30 protein-coding genes are annotated in these 26,786 nt (G+C 41.7%); 18 read left to right on the top strand and 12 right to left on the bottom strand.

Translation table 11 applies throughout. The features are described from left to right. The first annotated feature begins 117 nt into the window (after nt 1-117). Both J3L18_RS12310 and J3L18_RS12305 read left to right on the top strand, forming a co-directional pair. Nucleotides 118-285: a hypothetical protein gene (locus J3L18_RS12310; RefSeq protein ID WP_189549141.1), complete on the top strand. Its 168-nt coding sequence runs from the start codon at nt 118-120 to the stop codon at nt 283-285. Between the two features lie 82 nt (nt 286-367). After that, complete coding sequence (locus J3L18_RS12305; protein WP_091168011.1) at nt 368-823, top strand: PA2169 family four-helix-bundle protein; 456 nt, start codon at nt 368-370, stop codon at nt 821-823. A 78-nt stretch (nt 824-901) separates the two neighbouring features. On the opposite strand, the gene J3L18_RS12300 is transcribed toward J3L18_RS12305, so the two are convergent. The 3 genes from J3L18_RS12300 to J3L18_RS12290 form a co-directional block, all read right to left on the bottom strand. Continuing rightward, entirely contained in the window at nt 902-1,345 is a 444-nt protein-coding gene (locus J3L18_RS12300; RefSeq protein WP_091168009.1) for a hypothetical protein, read from the bottom strand. Nucleotides 1,346-1,455: 110 nt separating this feature from the next. Next, the gene (locus J3L18_RS12295) at nt 1,456-1,662 is read right to left on the bottom strand and encodes a hypothetical protein (RefSeq protein ID WP_090526183.1); all 207 of its coding nucleotides are present in this window, start codon (nt 1,660-1,662) and stop codon (nt 1,456-1,458) included. Nucleotides 1,663-1,840: 178 nt separating this feature from the next. Next, the gene (locus J3L18_RS12290) at nt 1,841-2,044 is read right to left on the bottom strand and encodes a hypothetical protein (RefSeq protein WP_091168007.1); all 204 of its coding nucleotides are present in this window, start codon (nt 2,042-2,044) and stop codon (nt 1,841-1,843) included. Nucleotides 2,045-2,374: 330 nt separating this feature from the next. Here J3L18_RS12290 and J3L18_RS12285 point away from each other — a divergent pair, with 330 nt between their 5' ends. After that, nucleotides 2,375-2,944, top strand: coding sequence for an RNA polymerase sigma factor (locus J3L18_RS12285; RefSeq protein WP_129568755.1), 570 nt, complete (start codon nt 2,375-2,377; stop codon nt 2,942-2,944). A 12-nt stretch (nt 2,945-2,956) separates the two neighbouring features. Continuing rightward, nucleotides 2,957-4,048 (top strand): S1C family serine protease, encoded by a 1,092-nt coding sequence (locus J3L18_RS12280; RefSeq protein ID WP_129568754.1) that lies wholly within the window; start codon nt 2,957-2,959, stop codon nt 4,046-4,048. Nucleotides 4,049-4,217: 169 nt separating this feature from the next. Here the strand turns inward: J3L18_RS12280 and J3L18_RS12275 are convergent, their stop codons facing one another. From J3L18_RS12275 to pdxH, 3 genes are all read right to left on the bottom strand, one after another. Further along, nucleotides 4,218-5,342 (bottom strand): NADH-quinone oxidoreductase subunit D, encoded by a 1,125-nt coding sequence (locus tag J3L18_RS12275; protein WP_208102536.1) that lies wholly within the window; start codon nt 5,340-5,342, stop codon nt 4,218-4,220. A gap of 265 nt (nt 5,343-5,607) precedes the next feature. After that, nucleotides 5,608-6,105 (bottom strand): NADH-quinone oxidoreductase subunit C, encoded by a 498-nt coding sequence (locus J3L18_RS12270; RefSeq protein ID WP_129568752.1) that lies wholly within the window; start codon nt 6,103-6,105, stop codon nt 5,608-5,610. Then, nucleotides 6,102-6,749: a pyridoxamine 5'-phosphate oxidase gene (gene pdxH / locus J3L18_RS12265; RefSeq protein WP_091167996.1), complete on the bottom strand. Its 648-nt coding sequence runs from the start codon at nt 6,747-6,749 to the stop codon at nt 6,102-6,104. Before pdxH ends, J3L18_RS12270 begins: the two co-directional genes overlap by 4 nt. A 108-nt stretch (nt 6,750-6,857) precedes the next feature. Here pdxH and J3L18_RS12260 point away from each other — a divergent pair, with 108 nt between their 5' ends. Then, a complete protein-coding gene (locus tag J3L18_RS12260; protein WP_129568751.1) occupies nt 6,858-7,421 on the top strand; it encodes a YqgE/AlgH family protein in 564 nt (187 codons plus the stop codon). A 133-nt stretch (nt 7,422-7,554) separates the two neighbouring features. Here J3L18_RS12260 and purE read toward each other — a convergent pair whose 3' ends face one another. The 3 genes from purE to J3L18_RS12245 all read right to left on the bottom strand — a co-directional run bounded on the left by purE (nt 7,555) and on the right by J3L18_RS12245 (nt 9,755). Beyond that, nucleotides 7,555-8,055, bottom strand: a complete 501-nt coding sequence (gene purE, locus J3L18_RS12255) for a 5-(carboxyamino)imidazole ribonucleotide mutase (RefSeq protein WP_129568750.1) — start codon at nt 8,053-8,055, stop codon at nt 7,555-7,557. 105 nt (nt 8,056-8,160) lie between these two features. Then, nucleotides 8,161-9,300 (bottom strand): 5-(carboxyamino)imidazole ribonucleotide synthase, encoded by a 1,140-nt coding sequence (locus J3L18_RS12250; protein ID WP_129568749.1) that lies wholly within the window; start codon nt 9,298-9,300, stop codon nt 8,161-8,163. A 65-nt stretch (nt 9,301-9,365) separates the two neighbouring features. Continuing rightward, on the bottom strand, nt 9,366-9,755 hold the full coding sequence (locus J3L18_RS12245) for a hypothetical protein (RefSeq protein WP_129568748.1): 390 nt from the start codon (nt 9,753-9,755) through the stop codon (nt 9,366-9,368). 195 nt (nt 9,756-9,950) lie between these two features. Here J3L18_RS12245 and J3L18_RS12240 point away from each other — a divergent pair, with 195 nt between their 5' ends. Further along, on the top strand, nt 9,951-10,832 hold the full coding sequence (locus tag J3L18_RS12240; protein ID WP_129568747.1) for a glycosyltransferase family protein: 882 nt from the start codon (nt 9,951-9,953) through the stop codon (nt 10,830-10,832). 477 nt (nt 10,833-11,309) lie between these two features. On the opposite strand, the gene J3L18_RS12235 is transcribed toward J3L18_RS12240, so the two are convergent. Further along, entirely contained in the window at nt 11,310-12,524 is a 1,215-nt protein-coding gene (locus J3L18_RS12235) for a BaiN/RdsA family NAD(P)/FAD-dependent oxidoreductase (protein WP_129568746.1), read from the bottom strand. Here J3L18_RS12235 and J3L18_RS12230 point away from each other — a divergent pair. From J3L18_RS12230 to J3L18_RS12200, 7 genes are all read left to right on the top strand, one after another. Further along, the gene (locus J3L18_RS12230; RefSeq protein ID WP_129568745.1) at nt 12,523-13,140 is read left to right on the top strand and encodes an NADH-quinone oxidoreductase subunit A; all 618 of its coding nucleotides are present in this window, start codon (nt 12,523-12,525) and stop codon (nt 13,138-13,140) included. The two genes, J3L18_RS12235 and J3L18_RS12230, sit on opposite strands and share 2 nt — an antisense overlap. Beyond that, nucleotides 13,133-13,615 carry an NADH-quinone oxidoreductase subunit B gene (locus J3L18_RS12225; RefSeq protein WP_129568744.1) on the top strand — a complete coding sequence of 161 codons (483 nt, stop codon included), beginning with the start codon at nt 13,133-13,135 and terminating at the stop codon, nt 13,613-13,615. Before J3L18_RS12230 ends, J3L18_RS12225 begins: the two co-directional genes overlap by 8 nt. Nucleotides 13,616-13,618: 3 nt before the next feature. Continuing rightward, nucleotides 13,619-14,140 (top strand): hypothetical protein, encoded by a 522-nt coding sequence (locus tag J3L18_RS12220; RefSeq protein WP_129568743.1) that lies wholly within the window; start codon nt 13,619-13,621, stop codon nt 14,138-14,140. Between the two features lie 7 nt (nt 14,141-14,147). Beyond that, nucleotides 14,148-14,600 carry a DoxX family protein gene (locus J3L18_RS12215; protein WP_129568742.1) on the top strand — a complete coding sequence of 151 codons (453 nt, stop codon included), beginning with the start codon at nt 14,148-14,150 and terminating at the stop codon, nt 14,598-14,600. Nucleotides 14,601-14,647: 47 nt separating this feature from the next. Next, on the top strand, nt 14,648-15,556 hold the full coding sequence (locus tag J3L18_RS12210) for an alpha/beta hydrolase (protein WP_129568741.1): 909 nt from the start codon (nt 14,648-14,650) through the stop codon (nt 15,554-15,556). 120 nt (nt 15,557-15,676) lie between these two features. After that, entirely contained in the window at nt 15,677-16,162 is a 486-nt protein-coding gene (locus J3L18_RS12205) for a hypothetical protein (RefSeq protein WP_129568740.1), read from the top strand. A gap of 7 nt (nt 16,163-16,169) precedes the next feature. Beyond that, nucleotides 16,170-16,712 (top strand): GNAT family N-acetyltransferase, encoded by a 543-nt coding sequence (locus J3L18_RS12200; RefSeq protein ID WP_189549139.1) that lies wholly within the window; start codon nt 16,170-16,172, stop codon nt 16,710-16,712. Between the two features lie 65 nt (nt 16,713-16,777). On the opposite strand, the gene J3L18_RS12195 is transcribed toward J3L18_RS12200, so the two are convergent. Next, complete coding sequence (locus tag J3L18_RS12195) at nt 16,778-17,359, bottom strand: fasciclin domain-containing protein (protein WP_189549137.1); 582 nt, start codon at nt 17,357-17,359, stop codon at nt 16,778-16,780. A 326-nt stretch (nt 17,360-17,685) separates the two neighbouring features. Further along, on the bottom strand, nt 17,686-18,363 hold the full coding sequence (locus tag J3L18_RS12190; RefSeq protein ID WP_311086110.1) for a hypothetical protein: 678 nt from the start codon (nt 18,361-18,363) through the stop codon (nt 17,686-17,688). 49 nt (nt 18,364-18,412) lie between these two features. Between J3L18_RS12190 and J3L18_RS12185 the strand changes: the two genes are divergently transcribed. From J3L18_RS12185 to J3L18_RS12165, 5 genes are all read left to right on the top strand, one after another. Next, nucleotides 18,413-19,426 carry a GntG family PLP-dependent aldolase gene (locus J3L18_RS12185; RefSeq protein ID WP_189549135.1) on the top strand — a complete coding sequence of 338 codons (1,014 nt, stop codon included), beginning with the start codon at nt 18,413-18,415 and terminating at the stop codon, nt 19,424-19,426. A gap of 206 nt (nt 19,427-19,632) precedes the next feature. Continuing rightward, nucleotides 19,633-20,235, top strand: coding sequence for an RNA polymerase sigma factor (locus tag J3L18_RS12180; protein WP_091167958.1), 603 nt, complete (start codon nt 19,633-19,635; stop codon nt 20,233-20,235). A gap of 93 nt (nt 20,236-20,328) precedes the next feature. Beyond that, complete coding sequence (locus tag J3L18_RS12175; RefSeq protein WP_129568736.1) at nt 20,329-21,522, top strand: FecR family protein; 1,194 nt, start codon at nt 20,329-20,331, stop codon at nt 21,520-21,522. A gap of 273 nt (nt 21,523-21,795) precedes the next feature. Further along, nucleotides 21,796-25,197, top strand: a complete 3,402-nt coding sequence (locus tag J3L18_RS12170; RefSeq protein ID WP_091167952.1) for a TonB-dependent receptor — start codon at nt 21,796-21,798, stop codon at nt 25,195-25,197. A gap of 25 nt (nt 25,198-25,222) precedes the next feature. Then, nucleotides 25,223-26,725, top strand: a complete 1,503-nt coding sequence (locus J3L18_RS12165; protein ID WP_091167949.1) for a RagB/SusD family nutrient uptake outer membrane protein — start codon at nt 25,223-25,225, stop codon at nt 26,723-26,725. Nucleotides 26,726-26,786 lie beyond the last annotated feature (61 nt).

Below are 26,786 nucleotides of genomic sequence, written 5' to 3'. Positions count from 1 at the left end.
AAATTCGTTCCCTCCAGTTAGCCTAATGTTAAAAAGGCCTGATTATTGCATTCCTTTTATCAATAGTAACCGGGGAACTAACCAACCATCATACTTTTATCTATTTAAACATTAACCATGAAAAACGCACACCTTTTATTATTTATTTTTGCCTTATTAACTATGAGCGGGTGCTCGGTTATAGGCGATATTTTTAAGGCCGGAGCAGTAACCGGTATCATAGCTGTAATAGTTGTTATCGCTATTGTTATTTGGGTGATCTCTTTATTTAGGGGGAAAAGCTAATTTTCATTTTGGATTATTTTTTATATAATTAATTAAACAATTTAATTTTAAAGGGGTTGATATTATATAAAAACATCTAATCATGGAAAATACACAAGCAACTGTAGAGATTTTAAATGATCTGATACAGATCAACAATGACAGGATTGAGGGCTATCAACGCGCCTCAAAGGATTTGAAGGATAGCGATGCCGAACTAAAATCGCTTTTCACACGGTTTATTGGCCAAAGCCAGGGTTACAGGCTTGCTTTGGGTACAGAGGTTAGCGCTTTTGGAAATGACATTGAAACCGGTACAACCACCAGCGGCAAAATACACAGGGCCTGGCTTGACGTTAAAGCCGCATTTACCGGACATGATACCCACAACGTGCTGGAGGAATGCGAATTTGGCGAAGATGCCATTTTAAAAGCATACCGTACCGCGCTTGAAGACGAAAATTTACCGGCCTACCTGCGCGAAACAATCAGCCAGCAGGAAAGTGAGCTGCTTGATGCTCATGACGAGATTAAAGCCCTGCGTGATACTGTTCACTAAATTTATTGATAACTAATTAACCACCGGGGGCAGTTTTATAACTGCTCCTTTTTTATGATTACTGTTAAGCGGTTGGTTTTATGGCTGAGGAATAATGTCTATTTTTTTAACTTGCCAGCTATTTTTCTCGGCCCAGTCACCATCCGTATACAACATTTTAACTTCCCAGGCCGATTGTTCCATTTTGCCCCTATCGTTCTCAATTTTTACCGTTGATTGTACCTCGTAGCTATTAGTTGTTGTATCAATAACCGATTTAAAACTATTGTTAGGAAAAACAGCTTTTTGAGGTTGTTTCAGCTTTTCCTTTACAAATAATTTCGCCATGGTAAAAGCTTCCTTTGCAGTTGGTTTGCGGTTAAGATGAATTGTGCTGTTTTTACTTATGCCAAGTACCACAATAATAAATGTTATCGCAAAAACTATGGCAAAAAGGGTTGCAGTGCGTATATGCGGATGACGGTGCCAGCCAATATTTTGACGCTCATCGGCACTAAGCGTTTTCCATTCAGAATATTTCATATTTTATTATGTATCACATTAAGCAATACCAATAGAAATTGTTTGGCGGTTTTGGGTAAAAAAAAACGCCCCCGGTTTTCCGGGGACGTTTTTTTACATAAAAAGTTAAATTACTTTTTAGTAGTGTCTTTTTTAGTGGTGTCAGCTTTAGTAGTATCAGCAGCCATTTTAGAAGTGTCAGCTTTAGTAGTATCAGCAGCCATTTTAGAAGAATCAGCTTTAGTTGAATCAGCAGCAGAAGATGATGAAGAACCTTTACAAGCAGCGAAAGAAACAGCGATAGCTAAAGCTAAAAAGCCTAATTTGAAATTTTTCATGTTTAATTTTTTTAATAAGTGATTTAATAGTTTACAGCTTAATACCAGAAATAAAAAAAGGTAACCCATAATTTTGAAAAAAAATTACAAGTCACCTTTTTTATTGATGGATAACTAAAAAATCAATAGAAAAAGATTAAAAATGATATTTAACTACTTTCTATCTTATCAGAAATAATTATTTCTTGGTGGTGTCTTTTTTAGTAGTATCAGCAACAACTTTAGTAGTGTCAGTTTTAGTAGAGTCAGTAACAACTTTAGTTGAGTCAACTACAGTTGTTTTAGTAGTATCGCCATCAGTTTTTTTAGCGTCACCGCCACAAGCTGAAAAAGAAGCTGCCAGAACTAATGCTACGAATGCTAATTTAAATGTGTTTTTCATTTTCTTAATTTTTAAAATGTTAACGTTTTGTGATCGTTTGTTACTTAATACGCATTAATGGAAAAGGTAACCCATAAAAATTAAACCTTTGTAAATTCCATAGGGTTTATAGTTTACGTATCGGTTTTTGCAAGCGGTTTTTTTATTGCAGATTTGCCTGCATAGTTTTTAACATTGGGGTTACCTTGTTTACCCGCCGGTATTAACGGTAAATTAATGCATTACACAATTGTTACAGGTAATGAAATGTAATGCCAATGTTATTAATTTATTTTAGTTTGATTTTTTTTGATAATAGTGGGTTACAATTTGACCTAAATAGTATTAAGAGTGAATAAAGACTTAAAAGCTTCGGCTCCAACAGATAGTGAAATAGTTCTTGGGATACTTAATAATTCGGAGGTAGTGCTGAAAAGGCTCTACACAACCTACTTTCCGATGATATTACAGTTGATCATCAACAACAATGGCGATGAGGATGACGCGAAGGATATTTACCAGGAAGCCATTATCGTTCTTTATAATAAAATTAAAGCGGGTGATTTTGAGCTAAACAGCAAGCTTAAAACATATATATACTCAGTTTGCCGGCGGCTTTGGCTTAAAAGGCTGAGCCAAATGAACCGATATGGCGGTGATATCAGGGATTTTGAAGAACACCTGCCCGTTGAAGAAGAAATTGATAACCATAACGACAGGGATATCCAGTTTGGTAAAATGGAGAGTGCGCTCCAGTTATTAGGCGAACCCTGTAAAACCATTATGGAAGATTTTTATATAAAAAGCAGATCGATGCAGGAGATCTGTGAGCGGTTTGGTTACACCAATGCGGATAATGCCAAAACGCAGAAGTATAAATGCCTGCAAAGGCTGAAGAAACTATTTTTTCAGCAGAAATAAGGAGATCAAGAGATGAGTGATAACCAACTAACAGAATTTATTGAACGGTATCTCGACGGTAGCATGACCGCTGAAGAACGTGTTCAATTTGAGCTGCTCCGCAAAAACGACGCGGCTGTTGAAAGTAAAGTTACCGAGCATGTTAAGTTTATAGGCTTACTGAAGCAATATGGCGAACGCCTTGAGCTTGAGAATCGCTTAAACGCCATTCATAATGAAATTGATGTTCATGCTTTGAAAGAAGAAGTGATGATCCACCCGGTATGGATTGTGCGTATGTGGCGTAATCACCACTCAAAAATATCGGTGGCCGCTTCAATTGCGATCTTTGGCGTTTTGACTATCCTGATCCTGACAGGTAAGCTGAATAATGATAAGTCAAAATATCAGCAACTGAGCGAAAAGATCAACAACATGGAGAAAACGGTTGCTCAGATAGGCCATGGACGTACTCCGGTAAAACCTAAAATAACCAGGACACCAGCAAATTTCAGGGGCACCGGTTTTGCGCTTACATCAAATGGTTACCTGGCTACAGATTACCATGTGATTAAAAATGCCGATTCGGTTTATGTGCAGAATGCCGTGGGCGAATCATTTCATGCTAAGGTTATTTATACCGAACCACAGTATGACCTGGCTATTTTACAGATCAATGATCCATCATTTAAAAACCTTGGCCCTATACCATATAACGTTAAAAGGGCGGAAGGCGATCTTGGAGAGAGCGTATACACACTCGGGTACCCGGCCGATAATATGGTTTATGGAGGAGGTTATTTAGCTTCGGCAGCAAATTATTCGGGCGATACTACCGAATATGTAATTTCTGTTCCGGTAAACCCCGGTAATTCAGGCGGACCCTTACTTGATGAAAAAGGAAACGTGATAGGTGTAATTACAGCACGTCAAACCCAGGTTGCAGGTGCATATTTTGCTAAAAAATCAACTTACCTGTTAAAGGCGATACAAAATATTCCAACCGATTCGTTGTCGAAAACGCTTAATCTTAACACAAAGAATAAGTTAGCTGGATTAAGCCGTACACAACAGAGCAGCAAGCTCAAAAACTACGTGTTTATGGTTAAAGTGTATAACCAGTAATCATTAGCCCATTCCAATAAAAATTAATATATTAAAATGACAGGAGACGCCGTGAGGGGTCTCTTTTTTTGTTTGTCTGAACTCGAATTTATAGAATTTGAAGAATTAACAGAAAGCTTAGCAAATTCATTAAATTCTTACAATTCGTTTAATTCGAGTTCAGACGGCTCTACCTGTCCACCTCGCCCAAAACAAAGTCGATAGAACCTACTATCGCTATCAAATCGGCAATTAACACACCTTTGGATAGCTCCGGCAGTACCGAAAGATTATTAAAGCTCGGCCCGCGGGATTTTACACGGGTTGGGATCTCTGATTTGCCGTCTGTAATAAAATAAAAGCCAAGCTCGCCTTTGGCGCCTTCACACCGTACATAATAATCCTGTGCTTTGGGAATGGTTTTGCGGGGCATTTTAGCGCGGGGATCAAAATCAGGCGTGCGCTTTAACTCTTTTTGCAAACGGTCAAGGCATTGTTCAATTATTCTTAGTGATTGTTCAATTTCATCAACGCGTACCTTGTACCTGTCCCAGCAATCGCCAACTTTGCCCATCAGCCCCTGCCCAATCGGGATTTCAAAATCAATTTCGGGGTAGGCCGAATAATTATCAATCCGCCGCAAATCCCATTTTAAGCCCGATGCGCGCAACATTGGGCCCGAGCAGCCATAGTTAATAGCTACATCAAGCGGCAAAACGCCCACATTTGCTGTGCGCGAAATAAATACCTGGTTGTCGGTAAGCAATTGGTTTAGCTCAACCATTTTAGGTTTAAAATACTCCACAAAATCCCGGCAGCGTTCTTCAAAACCAACCGGCAGGTCGTAAAATAAACCGCCTACCCAAATGTAATTGTACAGCATACGTGAGCCCGATGCCCACTCCAGCATCCCCATAATATGCTCCCTGTCCCTGAAACACCACAGGAAGGGGGTAAAGGCGCCTATATCAATGCCGTAAGTGCCAATGGCTATCAGGTGCGATGCTATGCGGTTTAGCTCGCAAACCAGCACGCGGATGTATTCAACACGTTTAGGGATATCCTTGTCAATACCCATCATCCGTTCAACACCCATTACAAAGGCGTGGCTGTTGTTCATCGAAGCCAGGTAATCCATCCTGTCGGTAAAAGGGATGGTTTGTTGGTAGGTTAATGATTCGGCATGTTTTTCAAAGCAGCGGTGCAGGTAGCCGATATGGGGGATCACCTCTTTTACTATCTCGCCATCGGTAATTAATTCCAGGCGCAAAACCCCGTGCGTTGAGGGATGTTGCGGACCTACATTAAGTACCATATCCTCAACGCTGGCCCCGGCTATCTTTTTATTGTACCTGAGGAGTGCTTCTTCGTATTTGGGGTTTGTAATGACCAATTTTATATCCGGTTAAATTTATATCCGGTCATATATTGCTTGGGGCATATTGCCGGATACCAAAAATCAGCTTTTTTTTTTATTTATGGGCTACTTTCGCTGTAAAAATGAAGTAAACAAAGCTGTTATTTAATAGCCTGCCTTTGGCTCATTTCGCTCCGTTAACACCAGGAAAGCTTATTTGAGGTTAATCTATCCTGATGCCTTTATAAAATTCGGCGTTCTGGTAATCTTTCCGTAAAGGGAAACCTTCCCAATCGTCGGGCAGCAAAATCCGGCGAAGATCGGGGTGCCCTTCAAAGTAAATCCCCAGCATGTCATATGTTTCGCGCTCATGCCAGTCGGCAGTGCGGTAAACAGGGGTCACGCTTTTAAATTCGGGCAGTTCAGTACTTTCTTTTGGATGGGCTTTGCTTATTTTTAAAGTAAGTTGTGTTTTATAAGGGATTGATGCCAGGTGATAAACCACACCATAGCGGTTTGCTTCGTCATTATAATGCACACCGCTCAGGCTCGACAAAAAATCGAAATAAGTTTTAGAATTGTTCCGCAACTCCAGGCATACGGCTGTAATATCATCAGGGTTAATTAACAAGGCGGGTTGCAGACCGCCTGTTTCTTCGCCGGTAATTACCGTATCACCAAGTTTTTCGGTGAGCAGGTTTTTAATATCATCAAAACTCATGGTGCAAGGCGTACTTTTTTCCAGATTTTTTTATCAGTTTTTTTATACAGGATGCGGTCGTGCATGCGGCTTGGCCGGCCTTGCCAAAACTCCACCAATTGCGGGTTTAAGATATATCCACCCCAATACGATGGTTTAGGTACTTCTTTATCAGCATATTCGGCCTCCAGTGCGTTCCACTTTTGCTCCAATGCATCGCGGCTTTCAATTTCCTGGCTTTGTGGAGATACTATTGCGCCAACCTGGCTGCCTTTAGGGCGCGAATGGAAATATTTTTCAGACTCTTCTTTGCTTACTTTTTCAATAGTGCCTTCAATACGCACCTGGCGCTCAAGGCCTCCCCAAAAAAATGTTAACGCGCCCTGGGGGTTTTTGGCTATCTCTTTGCCTTTGCGGCTTAAGTAGTTGGTGAAGAATATAAAACCGCCTGCATGAAAGCCTTTTAAAAGTACAATACGTGCCGAAGGCTTGCCGGTTACGGTGGCAGTTGAAAGCGTCATAGCGTTGGGTTCATGCAATTTTGCCTCCAAAGCTTCGTTAAACCATTGTTCAAACTGTTTAATAGGATCGCCCTTAGTGCTGTTTTCTGATAGGGTAGAGGCACTATAGTCCTGCCTTAAATTTTGTATTTCCTGCTGATTCATTTTGATGCAAACTTACAAATTAATTAAACCGTATATAATGATGTAAATCATTATTCATAATTGAACATATTTTTGCTATGCTTGTTATGTATTTAAACGCTAAACTTTATGCTTAGTCCTATAGCGGCCGCGGCAGGCCATTTACTCATTTCGGAACCGTTTATGATGGATCCGAATTTTAGGAGGTCCGTAATAATTTTAACAGAATACTCTGAAGAAGGAGCTATGGGCTTTATCCTGAACCATCAAAGCGAGTATTTATTGGGCGATGTACTGCCTGATGTATCATACTCTGAAATGCCTGTTTATGAGGGGGGGCCGGTAGCCAAAAATACACTGCATTTTATCCATTGCGCGCCTGACAAAATAGAAGGCGGCATTGAAATAGCAAATGGCCTTTACTGGGGCGGCGATTTTGAGCAGGTGAAATATTTAGTATCCAATTACCAGTTAAGCACCGAGGAAATTAAATTTTTTGCCGGATATTCGGGTTGGACGCCTCAGCAACTTGATGAAGAAATAAAAGAAGACAGCTGGATTGTGACTAATAAGTTTGATATAGAAACACTATTTACCCTCGATGAACAAAATCTATGGCGCAAGGTGGTGATCAGTCTTGGCCAGCGGTATGCCCACATTGCTAATTTTCCGGAAAATCCGGCATTGAATTAAGATGAGTGATTAGAGGTTGGAGATTAGAGGTTAGACTATAATATTTAGAAATGAGAAAAGGCCATAATTTACTACGGCCTTTTCTCATTTAACTTGTATAAGCTTGAGCTAACTAATCTCTAATCTCCAACCTCTAATCACTATCTTCCATTTCCCTTGCCGACTCCTCAACTTTCTTTTTAAGGTTTTCTTTAAAGTCGATAAGGTTTTTTACCAGGTATTCATCTCCTGTTGACAGGATCTGTGCAGCGAGGATCCCCGCGTTTTTGGCTGCATTTAAAGCTACAGTGGCTACCGGGATACCGTTTGGCATTTGTAGTATAGATAGGATGGAATCCCAGCCGTCAATAGAGTTGCTTGATTTTACCGGTACTCCAATCACCGGCAAATGGGTTAATGAGGCTACCATGCCCGGCAAATGGGCTGCACCGCCGGCTCCGGCAATGATCACTTTAATGCCCCTGTCGGCAGCGGCGCGTGCATAGCTGAACATGCGATCGGGTGTGCGGTGGGCCGATACCACGGTTATTTCGTATTCAACGCCTAATTCGGCTAAAACATCAGCAGCATCCTGCATTACATTTAAATCGGATTTGCTGCCCATTATAATGGCGACTTTTGTAGTGGTACTCATGGTTGTATTTTATAAGCGTCATTGCGAGGTACGAAGCAATCCCCGATTAGCATAGTTTGGGATTGCTTCGTACCTCGCAATGACGCGTGGTTATTTCTTTATCAACTAACTAATTACTTTCAGTGTCTTTTGCACAAATTTTGCCTTTTCAATCGCCTTTTCTCTATCGGCATCTACAATAGTAACATGCCCCATCTTCCTAAATGGTTTAGTTAAAGCTTTACCATAAAGGTGAATATACACACCCGGTACTTTCAATACTTTTTCGATGCCCTGGTAAATAGCTGGTCCTTCATAACCCGCTTCGCCTAAAACGTTTACCATAATGGCATTGTTAAGGCATGCTGTATCGCCCAAAGGCTGATTAAATATCGACCTTAAATGCTGCTCAAATTGCGATACCACATTGCCTTCAATAGTTTGGTGACCACTGTTATGCGGGCGCGGGGCCAGTTCATTAACCAGGATGCGGCCTTGTTTGTCTAAAAACATTTCAACCGCCAGCAAACCAACAATTTTAAGGCTGTCAGCTATTTTCTTAGCTATCTGTTCTGCTTTTTGTTGAATCGCGAAAGGAAGGGTAGAGGGAGCGATCAAAAACTCCACGAGGTTGGCTTTAGGGTTGAACTCCATTTCAACCATCGGGAACGTGCTGATCTCGCCGTTTTCATTACGGGCCACAATTACCGCAATCTCTTTTTCAAAATCTATCCATTGCTCAATCAGGTTTGGCTCTTTAAAGGCACCGGCAAGGTAACTTTCGTCAATTACTTTATATACACCTTTGCCGTCGTAGCCGTCTTTGCGCAATTTTTGGATATACGGAAATGGGATCAGGCTTTGTTGTAGCTGCTGGGGCGATGATATGATCTGAAAATCGGCAGTGGGGATATCGTTTTCCTTAAAAAATTGTTTTTGCAAGCCTTTATCCTGGATCAACCGGATAATGCGCGACTGCGGATAAACCAGTACACCCTCTTTTTCAAGCTGTTCAAGGGCGTCAACGTTAACCTTTTCTATTTCAATGGTAAGCAGGTCGACAGTTTTACCAAAGTTATAAACGGTTTCATAATCACTCAATGAGCCTACGGTAAACTCGTCACACAGTTTGCGGCATGGTGCTTCGCGGTCGGGATCAAGAATTTTAACAGTAACATTATAGTTTATGGCTTGCTGTATCAGCATGCGGCCTAATTGTCCGCCGCCTAAAATACCCAGTTTTAAATCTCCGTAAAATGCTTTCATATTTGAAGATGCAAGTTTAGCCTAAATCTTTCAAAAAGCCTATAAATGCTTTAAACAACAATGGCTTAACGTCGTTTTTTGGTCATTAGATAATAGAAAACGCTGTGTACTACGATAAAACTAATAGCCGTAATAAAGTAAAGCGTTTTGTTTTCGGGGTTTAGCTGTAAACGGAAAGCAGTAATAACAAATACAACAGCGCCGGAAAAATAAAGCACCAGCCTTATAGATAGATTGTTGTAGTATACGGGGTTGGCCAAAAACAACATGGGCAAAGTCATTATTAAAATAAAGATGTTGAGCAAAGCCACACTTTCAGATAATGAGGGGAGTATCCCGTTTAGGTCCTGACTTACACCCTTTTGCTGCAGCGAGTAATAAACCGCACTTGCTACTATAGATATGATTACCGAAAAAAGAAAAGTTTTGAAAAGTTGCCTGGCGAGTGCCTTCATAGTGATATTTATTGATATAGATTACCGCAAAACTGCGCAGTAATTTTATTATTTGCAAAGTAACGCATCGGGATGCAAAATGCACTAATCCCAATGTCACAAATTGAAGATACCTGCAATCTGTTGATCTCGGGACGCGATGTCTTGAATCTTGTATCCTGAAGTCTTAATTCTGTTATTATCTTTACGCCGCATATGAAAGTATCCGGTTTTACCTTTATCAGGAACGCTGTACGTAATGATTATCCCATTGTTGAGGCCATTACATCCATATTACCGCTTTGCGATGAATTTATTGTAGTGGTAGGTAACTCCGATGATGGTACCCGGGGATTGATCGAGGGCATCAACTCGCCGGCTATAAAAATCATTGATTCGGTTTGGGATGAATCATTGAAGGAGGGAGGGAAGGTTTTCGCTGCCGAAACAGATAAGGCTTTTGCAGCGATATCAGCTGATGCCGACTGGTGTTTCTATATCCAGGGCGACGAAGCGGTGCATGAAAAATATCATCCGCTTATCAAAAAGGAAATGCGTGAAGCGTTAAATAAACCCAATATTGAAGGCTTATTATTTAAATACCTGCATTTTTATGGCTCATATGACTATTACGGGCATTCAAGGCGCTGGTACCGCCGCGAAATTCGTTTGCTCAAAAATATTAAGGGTATCCACGCCTATCGCGACGCGCAGGGCTTCAGACTTGAGGATCGGAAGATCAACGTAAAACTAATTGATGCCTATATCTATCATTATGGTTGGGCAAAGCCGCCGCAAGGACTGAATAACAAGGTGCGTAACTTTAACCAGTTTTATCATGATGAAAACTGGATGGCACAAAACCTGCCCGAAACCTATGAGTTTGACTATAGCAATGCCGACCGTCTCATCCGCTTTACCGGCACACATCCGGCGCCAATGCAAAAACGAATTGCGGCTACCAATTGGAATATCGATTTTGACTCCAAAAAGCTAAGGGCTGGTATGGACTTCCGTCGTAAGGCATTGCAAAAGGTTGAAGACCTTACGGGATGGCGCGTTGGTGAGTACAGGAATTATAAGATAGTGGAATGGTAGATAATAAACAGTATTTACACTCATAACTTTGGTGGCAACATTTTGTCAGCGCTATTTCTAGCCGGCGCGGCCAAATCTAAAAAATCAAAAAAAAGCTTAAAAATAGGCTAAATAAAAATGGTGCTTTAGCTCGTATGTGAAACCGGAAGCGCTTACTCCTTAAAGTTTTAATTGTTGATAGTTAGATATTTAACAGTGTTTCGTGTAAAATATTATGTATTCGATAATCAATGTGTTTCATTTTTAAAGCGTTCCGCGTTTTCACTCTCAGAAAATGGAACAGTCCTCTTTTTTAAAAAAGAACGCCGGGCTTTTTTTTAATTTTTTTGGAGAATCAAAAAATTGGGACACCCGATTTGTTACAATTGCAAAGGAGGATTTCCCGGCATCACCGAACGTCGGCAAATGAATGATAGTAGCAGGTTAGTTGGTAGAATAGCATCAACGAAATCAGCGCAATCACAAACAAATCAACGGTCACATGTTCTGCGCAATCACAAAACCGCTTGCCCAGGCCCATTGAAAGTTATAGCCCCCAAGCCAGCCGGTAACATCCACACACTCGCCCCCAAAAAACAGCCCGGGAACTTTTTTAGCCTCCAATGTTTTGGATGATAACTCATCAGTAGCCACACCACCGCGCATTACTTCGGCTTTGTCATAACCTTTATCGCCGGCAGGTTTTACCTTAAAATCATGAATGAGGGTGCTGATGTTTTCAATGTCGGTTTTGGTGAGCGATGCCATGTTTTTTTCCGCGGGGAGTTTGTCGCTCAACGCTTCGGCAAACTTGCGGGTATATAAAGATGCGATGTATGCAAGCAGCATTTTTTTGCCGTTGGTTTCCTTTTCCTGTTGAATTAGGTCGGCAATGTTTTGATTGGGGAGCAGATCGATGTTGATGGATTCTCCTGGTTTCCAATAGGAGGATATTTGTAATATGGCTGGTCCGCTGAGGCCCCAGTGGGTAAACAAAATATTTTCTTCAAAGCTTGCCCTGTCGTTCCAAACACGACAGAAAATACTGTTGCCCGATAATTGTTCATACCATGGCTGTTCTTTGCCGGTAATGGTAAGCGGCACCAGGGCAGGGGCGGTATCGGTAACTTTTAAACCGAAATTGCGCGCCGTTCGGAGTCCGAAATCGGTAGCGCCCATTTTGGGGATGGGCAAACCGCCTGCAGCCATCACTACACTGGCAGCGCTTATATATTCCTGTTTGCCGTTAACTTCGGCCCGAACTGTAAAACCATCGTCAGTTTTTTCTACCATTTTAACTTCGGTATTTACCCAGATCTCCTGGCCAAGGTCATCGCATAGGTTAGTGAAAACTTCAACTACGTCTTTGGCCTTGTCACTCACCGGGAAAAGCTGGCCTAACGTTTTTTCCTTACCGGTAATGCCGTAGGTTTCAAAAAAGCTAATGGTATCATCAACCGTCCATTGTGAAAAGGCTGATTTACAGAAGTGTGGGTTTTGCGAAATAAACTGCTGATCGGTAGCGTAAAGGTTGGTGTAATTACAGCGTCCGCCGCCGCTGATGAGGATCTTGGCGCCTACCCGGTCGTTTTTTTCAAGTACCAGTACCCGCTTGCCTAAAAAGCCTGCTTGTACGGCACACATGAGGCCGCATGCGCCTCCGCCAATTATTATAGCGTCAAAATCTGTTTGTTTTACTAAATTTGTACTCATGACGGATGTTTCGCAAATATCAGAATTTGGAAAGATACTCATCTTTATTATTACTGGGATAATAATGGTGTGCGTGATATTTTTTATCAACAAACTTTTGGCCCCCAATAATCCCAACGCCGAAAAATTAAGCTCATACGAATGTGGCGAAGAGCCTACCGGTAATGCCTGGTTACCCTTTAATCCCCGCTTTTATGTGATAGCGCTGGTTTTCCTGCTTTTTGATGTGGAGATGGTGTTTATTTTTCCCTGGGCAACCGTATTTGGCAGTCATGAGCTTGCAGCACAAGACGCACGCTGGGGCTGGCTTTCACTTGTCGAAATGTTTGTGTTTTTGGGCATCCTAATCATAGGTTTGGTATATGTTTGGCGCAAAGGGGATCTGGACTGGATTAAGCCAACTCCCGTTGTACCGCATACCGATGTGCATATCCCGCCGTCGTTGTACGAACAGTTGAACCAGGAACAAAGCAGGTTTACAGTAAAAGCTTTCAACGCTGATACAGTATTAACTGCTACCGCGACTGCCACTGCTGCTGCAACTGCCACTCCCTCACCAGAGCCCGTCCGCAAACCTATGTTTAAGCCAACTTTTAAAAAGCCTGCAAATGAATAGCGATATAACAAGTGAAAATGGTGGTGTAGTGGTAACCAAAATGAACGATCTGCTTAACTGGGCCCGTTTATCCTCATTATGGCCGCTTAGCTTTGGGATAGCTTGTTGTGCCATTGAAATGATGGGCTCCATGGCATCTACTTACGACCTCGACCGCTTTGGTGTTTTCCCGCGCCCATCTGCCCGCCAGGCCGATGTGATCATTATTGCCGGCACGGTAACCTTTAAAATGGCCGAGCGGATTAAACGCCTGTACGAGCAAATGCCTGAGCCTAAATATGTGATCTCGATGGGCTCGTGCTCTAACTGCGGCGGACCATACTGGCAGCATGGCTACCATGTGGTAAAAGGCGTTGACCGGGTGATTCCGGTTGATGTGTATGTACAAGGCTGCCCGCCACGTCCTGAAGCCTTAATTGGTGCTATTTTAGAGTTACAGAAGAAGATTGAGGGGGAGCAGTTGATAAAGGCGTAGTTTATGCCGAAGCGTAAAGTTTTAAAAAAGCCCTTGTTTTATTTTGAACCCCTAACTCCATGGGATTCAATCGCTGTTTGGATATACGGCATAGCGACGATAGTTTTTGCTGTATACAATTATTATGGTACAAGTTCTAACAGAGTTGCTTTTCTGATTTTTTATACACTAACGCCACAGGTATTCAACTATTTGTTAAATTATAAATCTTTGAGAAACCTTAAATCTTTTTTGATTTGGTGTGGATTCGCGTTGGTTCATATAATATTGTTCTTTTTTTTGAAAAATGACCCGGTTTATTATCGTGCGCGGAATCCATTGCTGAATAGTATTTTACTTTTGTTTTTATATCAGTTGTTAAGAATAGCAAGTAGAAAAATTCAGAGTAAAGAGTTAGCGATGCCGAGCAAGGATTTTAAAGATTTGTTTGATAACGGGGATGTTGTGTTTTGGGACTTTATATTCTTCCTGATATATTGGGGAAGTTTAGTTTCTTTAACTTTACTTGCTTTGGGGAAAATTTAATTAAACTATGAAAGTCCTGCTCGTTCTCATCATAAGTTTTATCCTTACGACCGTTATTTCCCGTCTATTTGTTGACGACTGGAATATTATGCTTAGCGGTAATGTAGCCATGATGCTGATGCTTTGGTTTACCTCATTGGGCCATTTTATGTTTACCAAAGGCATGGTCATGATGATGCCTTCCTTTATCCCGTTTAAAGGAGCGTTAGTTTATTTAACCGGGATAATGGAAATAGTTCTCGGCGCTTTGCTGGTGGTTAACGGTGCAAGGCATATAGCAGGGATTATTTTGCTCGTCATGTTTGTGGTCATGCTGCCTGCCAATATCAACGCTGCCATGAAACATGTGGATTTAGAAAAAACTACTTATGATGGCAGCGGTACCGGTTACCTGTGGTTTCGCATTCCGTTGCAAATACTGTTTATTGCCTGGATATTATATTTTTCGATAGGGATTTAGTTGGTGATTTTTAAGGATATAGATTATCTTTAAGCGATTAACCAATTATGAAAAAAATAACCCGAAAGCTGCTGGTCATTTTGATCAGTGCCTTATCTGTGTCAGCTTACGCGCAAACCTTAAGCCCCAAGCAGCCATTTTTCCCGAAGGGGACTATTTTGTACGGAGATATAAACTATGCAGGGGATACGTTAAAGAAACATTTGCTGGATATTTACCTGCCGCCAACGGCAAAAGATAATTACCCGCTTATTATCTGGATCCACGGTGGTGCATGGATGCTGAATGATAAATATGCCGATATGGGCTATATGCAGAAAACCGTGCAGGGTTTTATTGATAATGGTTACGCTGTGGCCTCTATTGATTACCGCTGGAGCACTTCTGCACCATTTCCGGCACAGATTCAGGATTGTAACCAGGCTATTGAGTTTCTTTATCAAAACGCATCAAAATATAAGCTTAACAAAGATAAGTTTGGGGTGATTGGTTTTTCGGCCGGAGGGCATCTGGCATCGTTGCTGGCTTTATCCAATAACAATAATATTAAAGAGTTTTATCCCAACGGAAACAAACCTCATTTTAAAATAAAACTGGCGCTTGACTTTTACGGGCCGTCAAATTTCCTGTCGCTTAAAGGTGCCGATGTTAATGATCCTAAAAGCCCGGTTAACCTGCTGCTTGGCGCTTATACTATTGAGCGGCCCGATCTGGCCAATATAGCCAGCCCGGTTACCTATGTTGATAAAAACGATCCGCCATTTCTCATTGTTCAGGGCGAAAAGGATGAATCGGTCAATTACACCCAATCGGTTTTGCTAAGTTCATACCTTAAACTTGCCGGTGTTAAAAATGAACTTATTATTGTACCCAACGCGCCTCATTACGGGGTAATGTTTGATGCCGAAGAGATCAGGAAAAGAGTGTTTTATTTTATGAATGAATATCTGAGGTAATAATCAGATCAACTGATTAAAATGGAAGTTACGCTCCTAAAGCTAATAGGTAAAAAATATGTTTCATACACAATTTATCGAATCCTAAAAGCATAAATTTACGCTTCTGTAATTTCTGCCATGTTAAAAAAAGAAAACCCGAAAAAGAAAAGTAAACTTGTCAATATCCTGTTCGCCGGGTTTATAACGGGTACGCTTGATGGACTTGCAGCCATGATCCTGAACTATAAAGTAAATCCTGGTGTTATTTTTAAGTTTATTGCCAGCGGAGCCTTTGGACCGGCGGCCTTTGCAGGCGGGGCCGAAATTATAATTGCCGGGGTTATTTTTCATTATGTGATCGCTTTTCTATTCAGCGCGGTATTTTTTCTGCTGTATCCATTCTTTTATAACGGATTACGCAACAAGTACTTTGTGGCAGTTGTATACGGCATCGCGGCATGGTTGATCATGAATTTAGGTGTAATACCCCTCAGTAAAATAACGACGAAGCCAGGGTACCATATACCTGTAACTACTATCCTTATTGGGATGCTTACGCTGGTGATCTGCATTGGTTTGCCCGTGGTTTTCATTGCCGACAGGGAAAATAAAAAAATTGAATAACATGCATATGTCTGAATTACCTTTGCTCACTACTGATCGTTTGCGCTTACGCGGGCTGCTTGATTCTGATGCCGCTCAGATCCTGGCTATCCGCTCTAATGCTGAAGTGAACAAATATCTGGACCGGCCAAATGATACCACCATTGATCAGGCATTATCATTTATTAATAAGATAAAAGCAATAGTAAGTGGGGGCGAAGGCCTTTACTGGGGGATAACCTTAAAAGATAAAGAGGAGCTGATTGGATCTATTTGTTACTGGAACCTTGAGCCAACTAATAAAAAGGCCGAAATAGGCTATGAACTTCATCCGGATTATCATGGACAGGGTATTATGCAGGAAGCCATTTCTGCCGTGTTGGCTTTTGGTTTTAATGATCAATATTTTGAATTGATAACCGCTTGTCCGAAACAGGGAAACGAAAGCTCGGTAAGGCTGTTAAAAAAGACAGGTTTTTCACTTACCGGAGACTTTACAGACGAGGAGACCAAAAGTAAATATCTTGATTTTAGATTAACTAAAGCCGATTATTTAACAAGGTTGTCTTAAATGAAAAACCCGGTTATTGAGACCGGGTTTTTCATGGATTTAAAATTAAACTAAGTGTTTTGTGATTAAGGCATCATGATGCCATTAATGCCATGTACAACACCATTGCTGGCCTCGGTGTCAAATGCGGTAACCAACACTGCATTGCCTTTGGCATCGGTAATCTGCAAATTGCTTTTATCATTTACAGATAAATGCAATGTTTGCCCGTCGATGGTTTTCAGGTCGGCTTTGCCTTTGCCTGCACCTAAGGCCTTAATGATATCGGTTTTAGTGTATTTACCTGCTACCACGTGATACTTCAGTATCGGAGCAAATTTAGCCGGATCTTTCATTAGGGCATCAAATTGTGCTTTGGGCAATTTGCTGAAAGCTACATCATTGGGGGCAAATATGGTGAACGGGCCGGCTGCCTGCAATGTTGGCTCAAGCTGAGCAGATTTTATTGCAAGCGCCATTGGCGCGTAGTTAGTTGAGGTCGACATCACACCAACCACATCGCCTGATGCGGCAGCTGTTGATGTTGCAGGAGCAGCAGTTGCTTTAGTAGTGTCCTTTTTGGTTGTATCCTGTGTTTGGGCTATTGCCTTGTTTGATAAAAAACCAATAGCTAATGAAGCAACGGCTATTAAAACTGACTTTTTCATGTTCATCTTTCTTTCTGTTTTTATTAGTGAATTAAAATGTAATGAGTAGCCGTTTATATCGATATGAATTAATTAAAAGTTATTTATTTGGTGAATTACTATAGTTTAATAACTTTTAATTATGCTAAATGGTTTTTAATTTATTAACATTTGTGCTTAAACACGTGGTGTTCAGGGGAGAAAAAAGAGTGGGAGGTAGCAGATTTGAGACGCAAGATTTGAGATTAAGCGTTTGGGGAAAAGTAAATTATGCGTCCCTATAAACAGAAACGACCACCCGGATGTATCAGGTAGTCATCTATCCGTTTGCCGCTTGATAAAGAGATTTATTGCCGGGCTTTTTGCAATTCGTCAAATTTCGCAATGAGCTTATCGATACTCTTTAGATTAAATTTATGTTCATGAATCTGATCAACCAGGTCAGGTTCATCGCCCATAATATCGCTCATGATATCTTCAAAATTTTCGTCGGTGAGGCGTTTCATACCTGCAGTGGTTTCACCATAATAATAGGTTGTTTTTGAACTTCCGCCCCGGCCACCGCCAAGGTTAATGCCGATGCCGCCGCCAATTCCGCCGCCGTAACCACCGCTTCCGTAGCCTGCTGAGATCCCCGGTGTAATACCAAAGCCACTGCCTCCCCCGCCTTTGCCGCCCTTTGCCATGAACAGTTTCACTGGCTCATCAAGCACCACTTTTACAAAGTCGGTTTCTTCCTTGGTCCACGATTCGTTTGCCGGGGCGTGTGCCACAACAAAGCTGTCCTGACCAACAACATACGATCTTAAGTCGCTGGCGCTTAATTTATATGGATTGGCTTTTTCGTTTTCCTTAAACTCAATGAAACCTTCACCTTTTATTGGCCCTTTTCCAGAAGGATTAGTGCGGATCAGCCCGGTTTCGCGGTTGCCCTTTACATCAGTAAAGCTACCCTGTTGCCATTTTTGCGATTTTGCTGATACAAAACACAGCATGAAAAATAAAATGATTAAAATTGAGCGCATAACGAGTTCTGAATTCTGATACAAAGAACGCAAATTTTAACTTTTTAATATGATAACTGTTGATTTCCGAAGCGATACTGTAACCAAGCCAACCCCAGGCATGCTTGAAGCTATGTGGAGCGCCAAAGTAGGGGATGATGTTTTTGGCGAGGACGAAACCATAAATGCCCTTGAAGCTAAAGCTGCCGCTATGTTTGGTATGGAAGCTGCTATCTTTTGCCCATCAGGTACCATGACCAACCAGATAGCAATTAAATGCTTTACCCAGCCGCTTGATGAGCTCATTGCCGATCAAACCGCACATGTTTACAGGTACGAGGGCGGGGGCATTGCTTTTAATTCGGCAGTATCAACCCGGTTGTTGAATGGTTACCGGGGCATCCTTACGCCCGAAATGATAGAGCCGGAAATCAATGCTGAAAACATCCATTACCCGCATACCAGTTTGGTGGTGCTCGAGAACACGGTTAATAAAGGCGGCGGCAGCTGCTACACGCTTGAAAATATCAAACCTATTGCCAACCTCTGCCGGGAGAAAGGTTTAAAACTTCACCTTGATGGTGCCCGGATCTTTAACGCGCTTACGCATACCGGTGACGCTGCGGTTGAGTATGGCAGATATTTTAATGGTATTTCGGTTTGCCTGTCAAAAGGATTGGGTGCACCCGTAGGCTCAGTTTTATTAGCCGATAAGGAAACTATTAAATATGCACGCCGCATCCGTAAAGTGTTGGGTGGTGGTATGCGCCAGGCGGGCTTTTTAGCTGCCGCGGGGATTTACGCGCTTGACCATCATGTTGAACGCCTGAAGATAGACCATGCCCATGCGCGTATTCTGGGTGAGGAACTGGGCCGATTGCCATGGGTAAGCAATGTAATCCCGGTTGAAACCAATATTGTTTTATTTGATACGGTTGAACCGGCTGCTGCGGTGCTTGCCAAACTTGCAGAAAAAGGCATTAGGGTAAGCGATACAGATAAAAACCGAATCCGCTTTGTAACTCATTTAGATGTGCATGCCGAACAGGTGGAATATACAATAGGGGTATTAAAGGGTTTGTAAATTTAGATGGTTTGCCAACACCATTGTACTGATTGACATTTATTTAATACATACTTAATAGTTAAAAACTTTGAGAACGTGACCGTTTTATATTTTTTCAAACATTTTCAATTTCTTTACAGTTATACGTTGGTTTCATCGATATAATTATTAATGCTGCAAATACTGCGAATTTTATAATATTTGCGGCAACCATACATTAGCCTATGTTTGAATTTACTCAATCAAATGAGAAGGAACTGCTTTTGCAAGTGGCTCAGGGTAATGAGTTCGCTTTTCGTCAACTGTTTTCTGTTTATCACCAGCGTTTAGGCGTTCATATCTTGCGTATAACCCATTCTGCTGAACTGGCTGAAGAGGTTGTACAGGATGTGTTTATGAAGATCTGGATGACCCGCGAAACGCTTACGGGGGTTGATAATTTCAAAGCTTACCTGTTTGTAATTTCAAAAAACCATGCTTTAAACTGTTTGCGAAAAGTTGCCCGCGAGCAGATGCAGCTTAAAAAGTTGGAAGAAACCCGCATTGTGCCTTTTAATGCCGAAGTTCAGGAAACAGATCATTATTATAATTTGATTGATGAGGCCATTGATCAGCTGCCGCCTCAGCAGCAAAAAGTTTACCTCATGAGCAGGCATAACCGCTTAAAGTATCATGAAATTGCCGATGAGCTCGAGCTATCCCGCGAAACCGTCAAGAAATACCTTCAAATTGCCACCTCATCCATAAAAGACTATGTGCATGAACATATGGAGGCGATAGCGTTAGTAATGGCGCTGATTCATTTTTTTATTTTTTTCAAAAAGTAATACCCCCTTTTTTTAACTCACAGGTGTCATGTATATGAGATCTGCCCCAACTCACTGTAGCCAATTATACAGTTATACTGAAAAACATTTACCATGAGCGAACTTTACGCCCGGCTTGATTATTTGTTTCACACTTATTATAATGGCACTGCTACGCCAGCCGAGCGCGATGAATTATTTGAGATCATCAACTCATCGGCAACCGATGCGGAGCTTGCATCGCTCATACATCATGCCTGGGATAAGCTTGACGATCATGGGCCGCTTTTTGACCGCTCAAAAAGCGAGGATATGCTCATGCTGATTTTAAGAACTAATCCCGAACAATCTGTTGCTGCACCGGTAAAGAATAATAACCTCCCCTGGAGAAGGTTAGGGGTTGCCGCTTCATTTTTATTACTTGTTGGGTTCGGCGCTTACATTTATAGCAATCAAAAAAAGCAGGTTATTGCAAAAAAAAATATTGCCAAAATTCATCCTAAAAATGATGCTTTGCCTGGTGGCAACAAAGCAATTTTAACATTGGCCAATGGCAAAACTATTACGCTTGACAGTGCGCAAAACGGCCTGCTGGCGCAACAGGGTACCACCAAAATCAATAAAACCCGCAATGGTCAGCTGGTTTATGAAACCGGTACTAATGTTGATGCTCCGGTAATAAATACTGTTTCAACTCCGCGTGGCGGTCAATACCAGTTAGTTTTGCCGGATGGGAGCAAGGTTTGTTTAAATTCGGCATCATCATTAAGCTTTCCAACCAGGTTTACGGGCAAAACGCGTGAGGTCACCATCACCGGCGAAGCTTACTTTGAGGTTGCCAAAAATCCGCAGATGCCTTTCAGGGTTAAATCCGATAACACTACAGTTGAGGTTTTAGGTACGCATTTCAATATCATGGCCTATAATGACGAGGCCGAAATGAAAACCACTTTATTAGAAGGATCAGTAAAAATAAGTAACGGCACTGCAATCGGCATTTTAAAACCCGGACAGCAGGCTGTACTCAATAAAGCGGGCAAGTTAAAGGTACTTAACGATGTTGATGTAGATGATGAGATAGCCTGGAAAGACGGCATCTTTCAATTTAGGGATGCGGGGATAGATGCCATTATGAGGCAGGCTGCCCGTTGGTATGATGTTAAGGTAGCCTACGAAGGCAAAATACCACAGCGCGAATTTACAGGCCGAATCTCCCGAAATGTAAAAGCATCCGAATTAATGAGCATGCTTGGCTATGCCGGGGTAAAATTTAAAATTGAAGATAAGCGCATTACCATACAACAATAGCATAATTATTATACCTACTATATTAAGCAACCAATTGTTAACAATTTAAACAACCCTATGATGGAAGAAATACCTGAGATAAGTTAGCCACGGTACAGGAGCCTGATTGGTAAAACGGTTTATCATGCGTTTAAACATGCATGTAATCTCAAAAGTTACCATAAAAAAAAACCGGGAAGTATTCGCAGTACTTTCCCGGTATAAACATCTGGGCCCCAAAAAAGTACAATCGATGAATTGAAAGTTAATGTTTAACCCAAACTCTACAAACTTATGAATTTTAATTCTAAGGCTACGCCTTTGGCATGGCCTCAATTACGCAAATTTATATTGGCCATGAAGCTAACTGCCTTTATTATAATTGCGGCCCTTACCAATGTGAGCGCCAAAAGTTATAGCCAGATAGTTACTTTGCACCAAAAAAACACTACCGTTGAAAAAGTACTCCGCTCCATTGAAAAACAAACAGGCTATCATTTCATGTATGATAAGCAGGATGTATCAAAGGCCGGAGCAATCAACATTGAAGTTGCAAACGTAACTATAGAGAGTGCGCTTGATCAATGCTTTAAAGATCAGCCGCTTACCTACAAAATTTTTGATCAGACCATTGTTGTTAAAAAGAAGGATGAGCCTGTTGTATCCCAGGTAGCTGTTGCCCCAATCAAAGTAACGGGTACGGTAAGCGATGCCAAAGGCCCTATCCCTGGTGTTACTGTTAAGGTTAAAGGTACCAATGTTGGTGTACAAACTGATATTAATGGTAAATATACCGTCAACGCGCCAGATGCCAACGGAACACTGGTGTTTACATTTATAGGATATACAACCCAAAATGTGCCTATTGGCGGCAGGAGCCAGATTGATGTTGTATTGGCAGAAGAACCAAAAGCATTGAGCGAGGTAGTTGTGGTTGGTTACGGTACCGCAAAAAAGGTCGACCTTACCGGTTCGGTAGGTAGCGTAGGTGCAAAACAATTGCAGGAGCGCCCGCAAACCAATCTTGAGCAGGAATTGTCTGGTAAAATTGCCGGCGTAAACGTATCAAGTAACTCAGGTGCACCCGGCGGTGCAACCAAGATCCGTATCCGTGGCTATAGCTCTATCAATACCAATACCGATCCGTTATATGTTGTGGATGGCGTGGTTTGGACAGAGGGTGGTAACGCCATTAACCCCAATGACATTGAAACTATCGACGTACTGAAAGACGCATCATCAACCGCTATTTATGGTACACGCGGTGCAAACGGCGTAATTTTGGTTACCACTAAAAGAGGTAAAAAAGGCGGTACTATTTCGTACGATGCCTATATGGCCGTAAATCATATGTTTAAGGAGATACCTGTTCTTAACTCAAAACAGTTTATGCAGATTGAGGACGTTTCTTATGCTAATATCAAAAAATATGACCCTACCGGCTGGGCTGCGGGCGACTATACCAACCGTAACCCTGTAACGCAAAGAACAGCACTTATCGGTAAACTGTTCGATCAAAATTTAAATCCATTATATGACGTTGACTGGCAAAAGGCTACAACCCGTACTTCGGTAAGCCAAAACCACAACGTTGCGTTCACCGGCGGCGCCGAAAATATAAACTATGGCTTGTTTCTGAACTATGCTGATGACGAAGGTATTATCCTTAATAGCTACCTGAAACGTTATAATGTGCGTTTAACGGTTGATAACCAGATAAAACCATGGGTAAAGGTTGGTGCTACATTAAACTACAACTACCAGGATGGCCGTAACCAGGATCAGGGTACAGGCGGCAACAACATTCCGCGTATGTTGATTGAGATGGTGCCTTTTATTCCTGTTAGATACCCTGACGGAACCTATGGTAAACGTACTGATTATCCTAACCTTGAAGGCGGTGATAACCCGGTAGCACAAGCTAACGAAATTCAATCTCTTACCCGCAACCGTATCTTCAGCGGTAATGGTTATTTAAATTTAAACCTGTTGCCAGGTCTTGAATTTCGCAGCGTTTTGGGTGTAACTACATCTGCTAATTATAACCCGGCTTCTCAAAGCGGGCTTGTTGGCGGCCCTGTTGCAGGACAAAGCTATAGCTCGGCCTCGATAGAGGAGTTTAACAGGACGTTTTGGCAATGGCAAAACTATTTCACCTACAACAAAACCTTTAACAAGGTACATACTATAAACCTTGTTGCAGGTGCCGAACGTCAAAACTATCAGCAACTTCGTTTAAAAGGATCAACGGGTACATTGTCTGACGATTTTTATGAGTATTATAACTTATCTGCCGGTATTGTACCTAACAAACCAGAGTCTGATTATGACGCATGGCAAATGCAGTCGTTTTTTGCCAGATTGAACTATAACTACAACGAGAAATACCTGTTAACTTTAACGGGGCGTGAAGACGGCTCCTCACGCTTTGGTACCAACAAAAAGTACGGCTTTTTTCCTTCTGCGGCGTTTGCATGGCGCGTATCTCAGGAAGATTTCTTAAAGGATAATAAAACTATATCAGATCTGAAATTGAGACTGAGCTACGGGTTAACCGGTAACTCCGAAATTGGTGAATATCGTTCACTCGCAAATATTAATACAGTTGGCTACGCCTTTGGTGGCAACAGTGCGGTAGGTACTACGCAAACCTCGATAGGTAATGAGGATCTGCAGTGGGAAAAAACCGCGGAGTATGATTTAGGCTTTTCATTGGGCTTGTTTAATAATCGTTTAAACATTGAAGCAGATGCTTATCTGAAAAAGACAAAAGCATTGCTTTTAAATGCACCACTGCCAGAAACAAGCGGTTTTCAAACCGTATATAAAAATATAGGTAAGCTGCAAAACAAAGGTCTTGAGTTCACGATCAATGCTACTCCTATAAAAACGCAGGATTTCACCTGGAATTCTACATTTAATATTTCTTTCCTGAAAAACAAAATCCTGCAGTTAGGTGCATCTAATGATGATATCTTCCTTGCTCCAACCTTCCTTTCGCAATTTAACCTGATGCGGGTCGGTCTTCCGGCCGGTAGTTTTTATGGTTACAAAGTGCTTGGAACCTGGGGAACTGCTGAGGCGACCGAAGCTGCTAAATATGGCTTGTTACCAGGCGACCTAAAAATACAGGATACCAATGGCGATGGCAAAGTTAGCGCTGACGATAAAGTGGTATTAGGTAAATCAATACCTGATGGTTATGGTACTTTCAGCAACAACTTCCGCTACAAAAACGTTGACCTGGGTGTTGATCTGCAATTTAATTACGGTAATCAGATCATGAACCTTACCCGCCACTCGGGCCAGGACCGCACTGGTCAGGCAAACAGCTATGCTACCGTACTTAACGCCTGGACACCGACTAACCAAAATACCAGCATTGCCGAAAGCAGGCCCGCTTATGTGCGTTATCAAACCGAAATTTATTCAACCAAAGTTGAAAGCGGTAATTTTATTCGCGGCAGGGCAGTAACACTTGGTTATACTTTTAACGACAATATTCTTAAAAAGTTAAAGTTAAGCCGTTTAAGGGTTTATGCGCAGGCACAAAACCTGTTCCTGATAACCAAATACACCGGTTATGATCCAGAGGTATCAACATACAATGCCTCAAGCAACTTCACCCAGGGTATCCAGTTTTATGATTATCCAAAACCACGTACTTTCCTGTTAGGTGTTAATGTTAGTCTTTAATTAAAAAATGTTAAAACATCATATTATGAAATTTAACTTTAAAAAATACCGGGTAGGTGGTCTGTTACTTATCCTTGCTGCTGCTACAGGCAGTGGTTGCAAAAAATATCTTGATGAAAAAAATAAGAGCAACTTTGTTAAGGATAATTATTTTGTCAGCTCAAACCAGGCTTTAACCTTTGTAAACGGTTTGTACAACGTAATGTATTTTTTTCAAAACGGAGATGCTTATGGTGAAAGCCCTTTTATTACATTGGAGTTGTTTGCCGGTCATGCCACTTCGTTAGGACAGAGCGTAAACAATGGTAATGTGATCCATCAGCGTACCGATGCAGTTAATCCTGGTTTTGAAACAGTGTGGTACAACTGCTACAAGGGTATCGCCAATGCAAATCTTGCCATTGAAAAGATCCCTGGTATATCACCAATGGATGATGGATTAAAAAAGAAACTGATAGGTGAAGCTTACTTTTTCAGGGCATTTTATTACTACCACCTGGTGCGTTTATATGGCGATGTTCCGCTGATTACCGCGTCGCAAACAGTGAGCAGCCCTGATCTGTATCCTTCACGTACACCTGTGGCCGATGTTTATAAACAAATCATCAGCGATTTACAGGCAGCCGAAGCATCAGGCATGCCGAATACTGATGCAAGCGGTCGCGTTTCGTTGGGGGCTGTTAAAACTTTATTGGCCAGCGTTTACTTGACAACAGCAGGCTTCCCGCTAAAACAAACTGAAAACTATGCCAAGGCAGCATCAGAAATTGAGCCTGTTTTAGGTTGGTACTCTCTGTTTTCTGATTATGCATTCCTGCATGATAATGCGCACAAAAATCAGCAGGAATTAATATTCCAGATCAATTACCTGGTGGGTACTCAAACTAATGCCATTCCTCAGTTAACTATTCCGTTTAACCTGTTGGTTGGTGCATATGGAGACCACCTTGGCGCTATGATCCCTACCAATCAGTTTGTGGCAAGTTACGAGGCGGGCGACCTGCGTACACAGGAACGCCAGTTTTATTTCTCAAGCTATCCTCAATATGGTAACCCAGGCAACATCATCCAGTTTGGCGAACATGCACTTTATAAATATTTCCATGTTGAAAGTGCTGCTCAAAGCGGTCGAAGTGATGAGAACTGGACTTTATTGCGTTTGCCCGAAGCTCAGTTGATCTATGCCGAAGCAACTAATGAGGTAAGCGGGCCAACTGCTGAAGCTTATGCCGCTGTTAATGCTATCCGTGCACGCGCTAAACTTGCGCCATTGAGTAATTTAACCAAAGATACCTTCCGCCAGGCAATCTGGAGAGAACGCTACCATGAGCTTGCTTATGAAAATAAGGCATACTTTGATATGCAGCGTACCCATATGGCCTACTTGCCGCAATCAAACACCTTTGCCGATCCTACCGCTTCGCAAACAGAGCAGGGTGTAACCTTTAAAACTCAATATTACCTGTGGCCGATACCACAGCGTGAAATCAGCACTAACAGTAAATTAACCCAAAATCCGGGTTGGTAATTGTATAATGCAAATAATACACTTAAAAGACTGGCTATATCAAGCCAGTCTTTTATATTTA

The organism is Mucilaginibacter gossypii, assembly GCF_017569325.2.
Taxonomy (GTDB): Bacteria; Bacteroidota; Bacteroidia; order Sphingobacteriales; family Sphingobacteriaceae; genus Mucilaginibacter; species Mucilaginibacter gossypii.
Note: the sequence above shows the minus strand (reverse complement) of the source record. Positions and strands in the feature narration are given on the sequence as shown.

What these genes read in the sequence shown, in the direction of transcription:
- J3L18_RS12310 (WP_189549141.1), top strand. Translation starts at nt 118, where the DNA reads ATGAAAAACGCACACCTTTTATTATTTATTTTTGCCTTATTAACTATG.
- J3L18_RS12305 (WP_091168011.1), top strand. Translation starts at nt 368, where the DNA reads ATGGAAAATACACAAGCAACTGTAGAGATTTTAAATGATCTGATACAG.
- J3L18_RS12300 (WP_091168009.1), bottom strand. Translation starts at nt 1,345, where the DNA reads ATGAAATATTCTGAATGGAAAACGCTTAGTGCCGATGAGCGTCAAAAT.
- J3L18_RS12295 (WP_090526183.1), bottom strand. Translation starts at nt 1,662, where the DNA reads ATGAAAAATTTCAAATTAGGCTTTTTAGCTTTAGCTATCGCTGTTTCT.
- J3L18_RS12290 (WP_091168007.1), bottom strand. Translation starts at nt 2,044, where the DNA reads ATGAAAAACACATTTAAATTAGCATTCGTAGCATTAGTTCTGGCAGCT.
- J3L18_RS12280 (WP_129568754.1), top strand. Translation starts at nt 2,957, where the DNA reads ATGAGTGATAACCAACTAACAGAATTTATTGAACGGTATCTCGACGGT.
- J3L18_RS12275 (WP_208102536.1), bottom strand. Translation starts at nt 5,342, where the DNA reads ATGGTACTTAATGTAGGTCCGCAACATCCCTCAACGCACGGGGTTTTG.
- J3L18_RS12270 (WP_129568752.1), bottom strand. Translation starts at nt 6,105, where the DNA reads ATGAGTTTTGATGATATTAAAAACCTGCTCACCGAAAAACTTGGTGAT.
- pdxH (WP_091167996.1), bottom strand. Translation starts at nt 6,749, where the DNA reads ATGAATCAGCAGGAAATACAAAATTTAAGGCAGGACTATAGTGCCTCT.
- J3L18_RS12260 (WP_129568751.1), top strand. Translation starts at nt 6,858, where the DNA reads ATGCTTAGTCCTATAGCGGCCGCGGCAGGCCATTTACTCATTTCGGAA.
- purE (WP_129568750.1), bottom strand. Translation starts at nt 8,055, where the DNA reads ATGAGTACCACTACAAAAGTCGCCATTATAATGGGCAGCAAATCCGAT.
- J3L18_RS12250 (WP_129568749.1), bottom strand. Translation starts at nt 9,300, where the DNA reads ATGAAAGCATTTTACGGAGATTTAAAACTGGGTATTTTAGGCGGCGGA.
- J3L18_RS12245 (WP_129568748.1), bottom strand. Translation starts at nt 9,755, where the DNA reads ATGAAGGCACTCGCCAGGCAACTTTTCAAAACTTTTCTTTTTTCGGTA.
- J3L18_RS12240 (WP_129568747.1), top strand. Translation starts at nt 9,951, where the DNA reads ATGAAAGTATCCGGTTTTACCTTTATCAGGAACGCTGTACGTAATGAT.
- J3L18_RS12230 (WP_129568745.1), top strand. Translation starts at nt 12,523, where the DNA reads ATGACGGATGTTTCGCAAATATCAGAATTTGGAAAGATACTCATCTTT.
- J3L18_RS12235 (WP_129568746.1), bottom strand. Translation starts at nt 12,524, where the DNA reads ATGAGTACAAATTTAGTAAAACAAACAGATTTTGACGCTATAATAATT.
- J3L18_RS12225 (WP_129568744.1), top strand. Translation starts at nt 13,133, where the DNA reads ATGAATAGCGATATAACAAGTGAAAATGGTGGTGTAGTGGTAACCAAA.
- J3L18_RS12220 (WP_129568743.1), top strand. Translation starts at nt 13,619, where the DNA reads ATGCCGAAGCGTAAAGTTTTAAAAAAGCCCTTGTTTTATTTTGAACCC.
- J3L18_RS12215 (WP_129568742.1), top strand. Translation starts at nt 14,148, where the DNA reads ATGAAAGTCCTGCTCGTTCTCATCATAAGTTTTATCCTTACGACCGTT.
- J3L18_RS12210 (WP_129568741.1), top strand. Translation starts at nt 14,648, where the DNA reads ATGAAAAAAATAACCCGAAAGCTGCTGGTCATTTTGATCAGTGCCTTA.
- J3L18_RS12205 (WP_129568740.1), top strand. Translation starts at nt 15,677, where the DNA reads ATGTTAAAAAAAGAAAACCCGAAAAAGAAAAGTAAACTTGTCAATATC.
- J3L18_RS12200 (WP_189549139.1), top strand. Translation starts at nt 16,170, where the DNA reads ATGTCTGAATTACCTTTGCTCACTACTGATCGTTTGCGCTTACGCGGG.
- J3L18_RS12195 (WP_189549137.1), bottom strand. Translation starts at nt 17,359, where the DNA reads ATGAAAAAGTCAGTTTTAATAGCCGTTGCTTCATTAGCTATTGGTTTT.
- J3L18_RS12190 (WP_311086110.1), bottom strand. Translation starts at nt 18,363, where the DNA reads ATGCGCTCAATTTTAATCATTTTATTTTTCATGCTGTGTTTTGTATCA.
- J3L18_RS12185 (WP_189549135.1), top strand. Translation starts at nt 18,413, where the DNA reads ATGATAACTGTTGATTTCCGAAGCGATACTGTAACCAAGCCAACCCCA.
- J3L18_RS12180 (WP_091167958.1), top strand. Translation starts at nt 19,633, where the DNA reads ATGTTTGAATTTACTCAATCAAATGAGAAGGAACTGCTTTTGCAAGTG.
- J3L18_RS12175 (WP_129568736.1), top strand. Translation starts at nt 20,329, where the DNA reads ATGAGCGAACTTTACGCCCGGCTTGATTATTTGTTTCACACTTATTAT.
- J3L18_RS12170 (WP_091167952.1), top strand. Translation starts at nt 21,796, where the DNA reads ATGAATTTTAATTCTAAGGCTACGCCTTTGGCATGGCCTCAATTACGC.
- J3L18_RS12165 (WP_091167949.1), top strand. Translation starts at nt 25,223, where the DNA reads ATGAAATTTAACTTTAAAAAATACCGGGTAGGTGGTCTGTTACTTATC.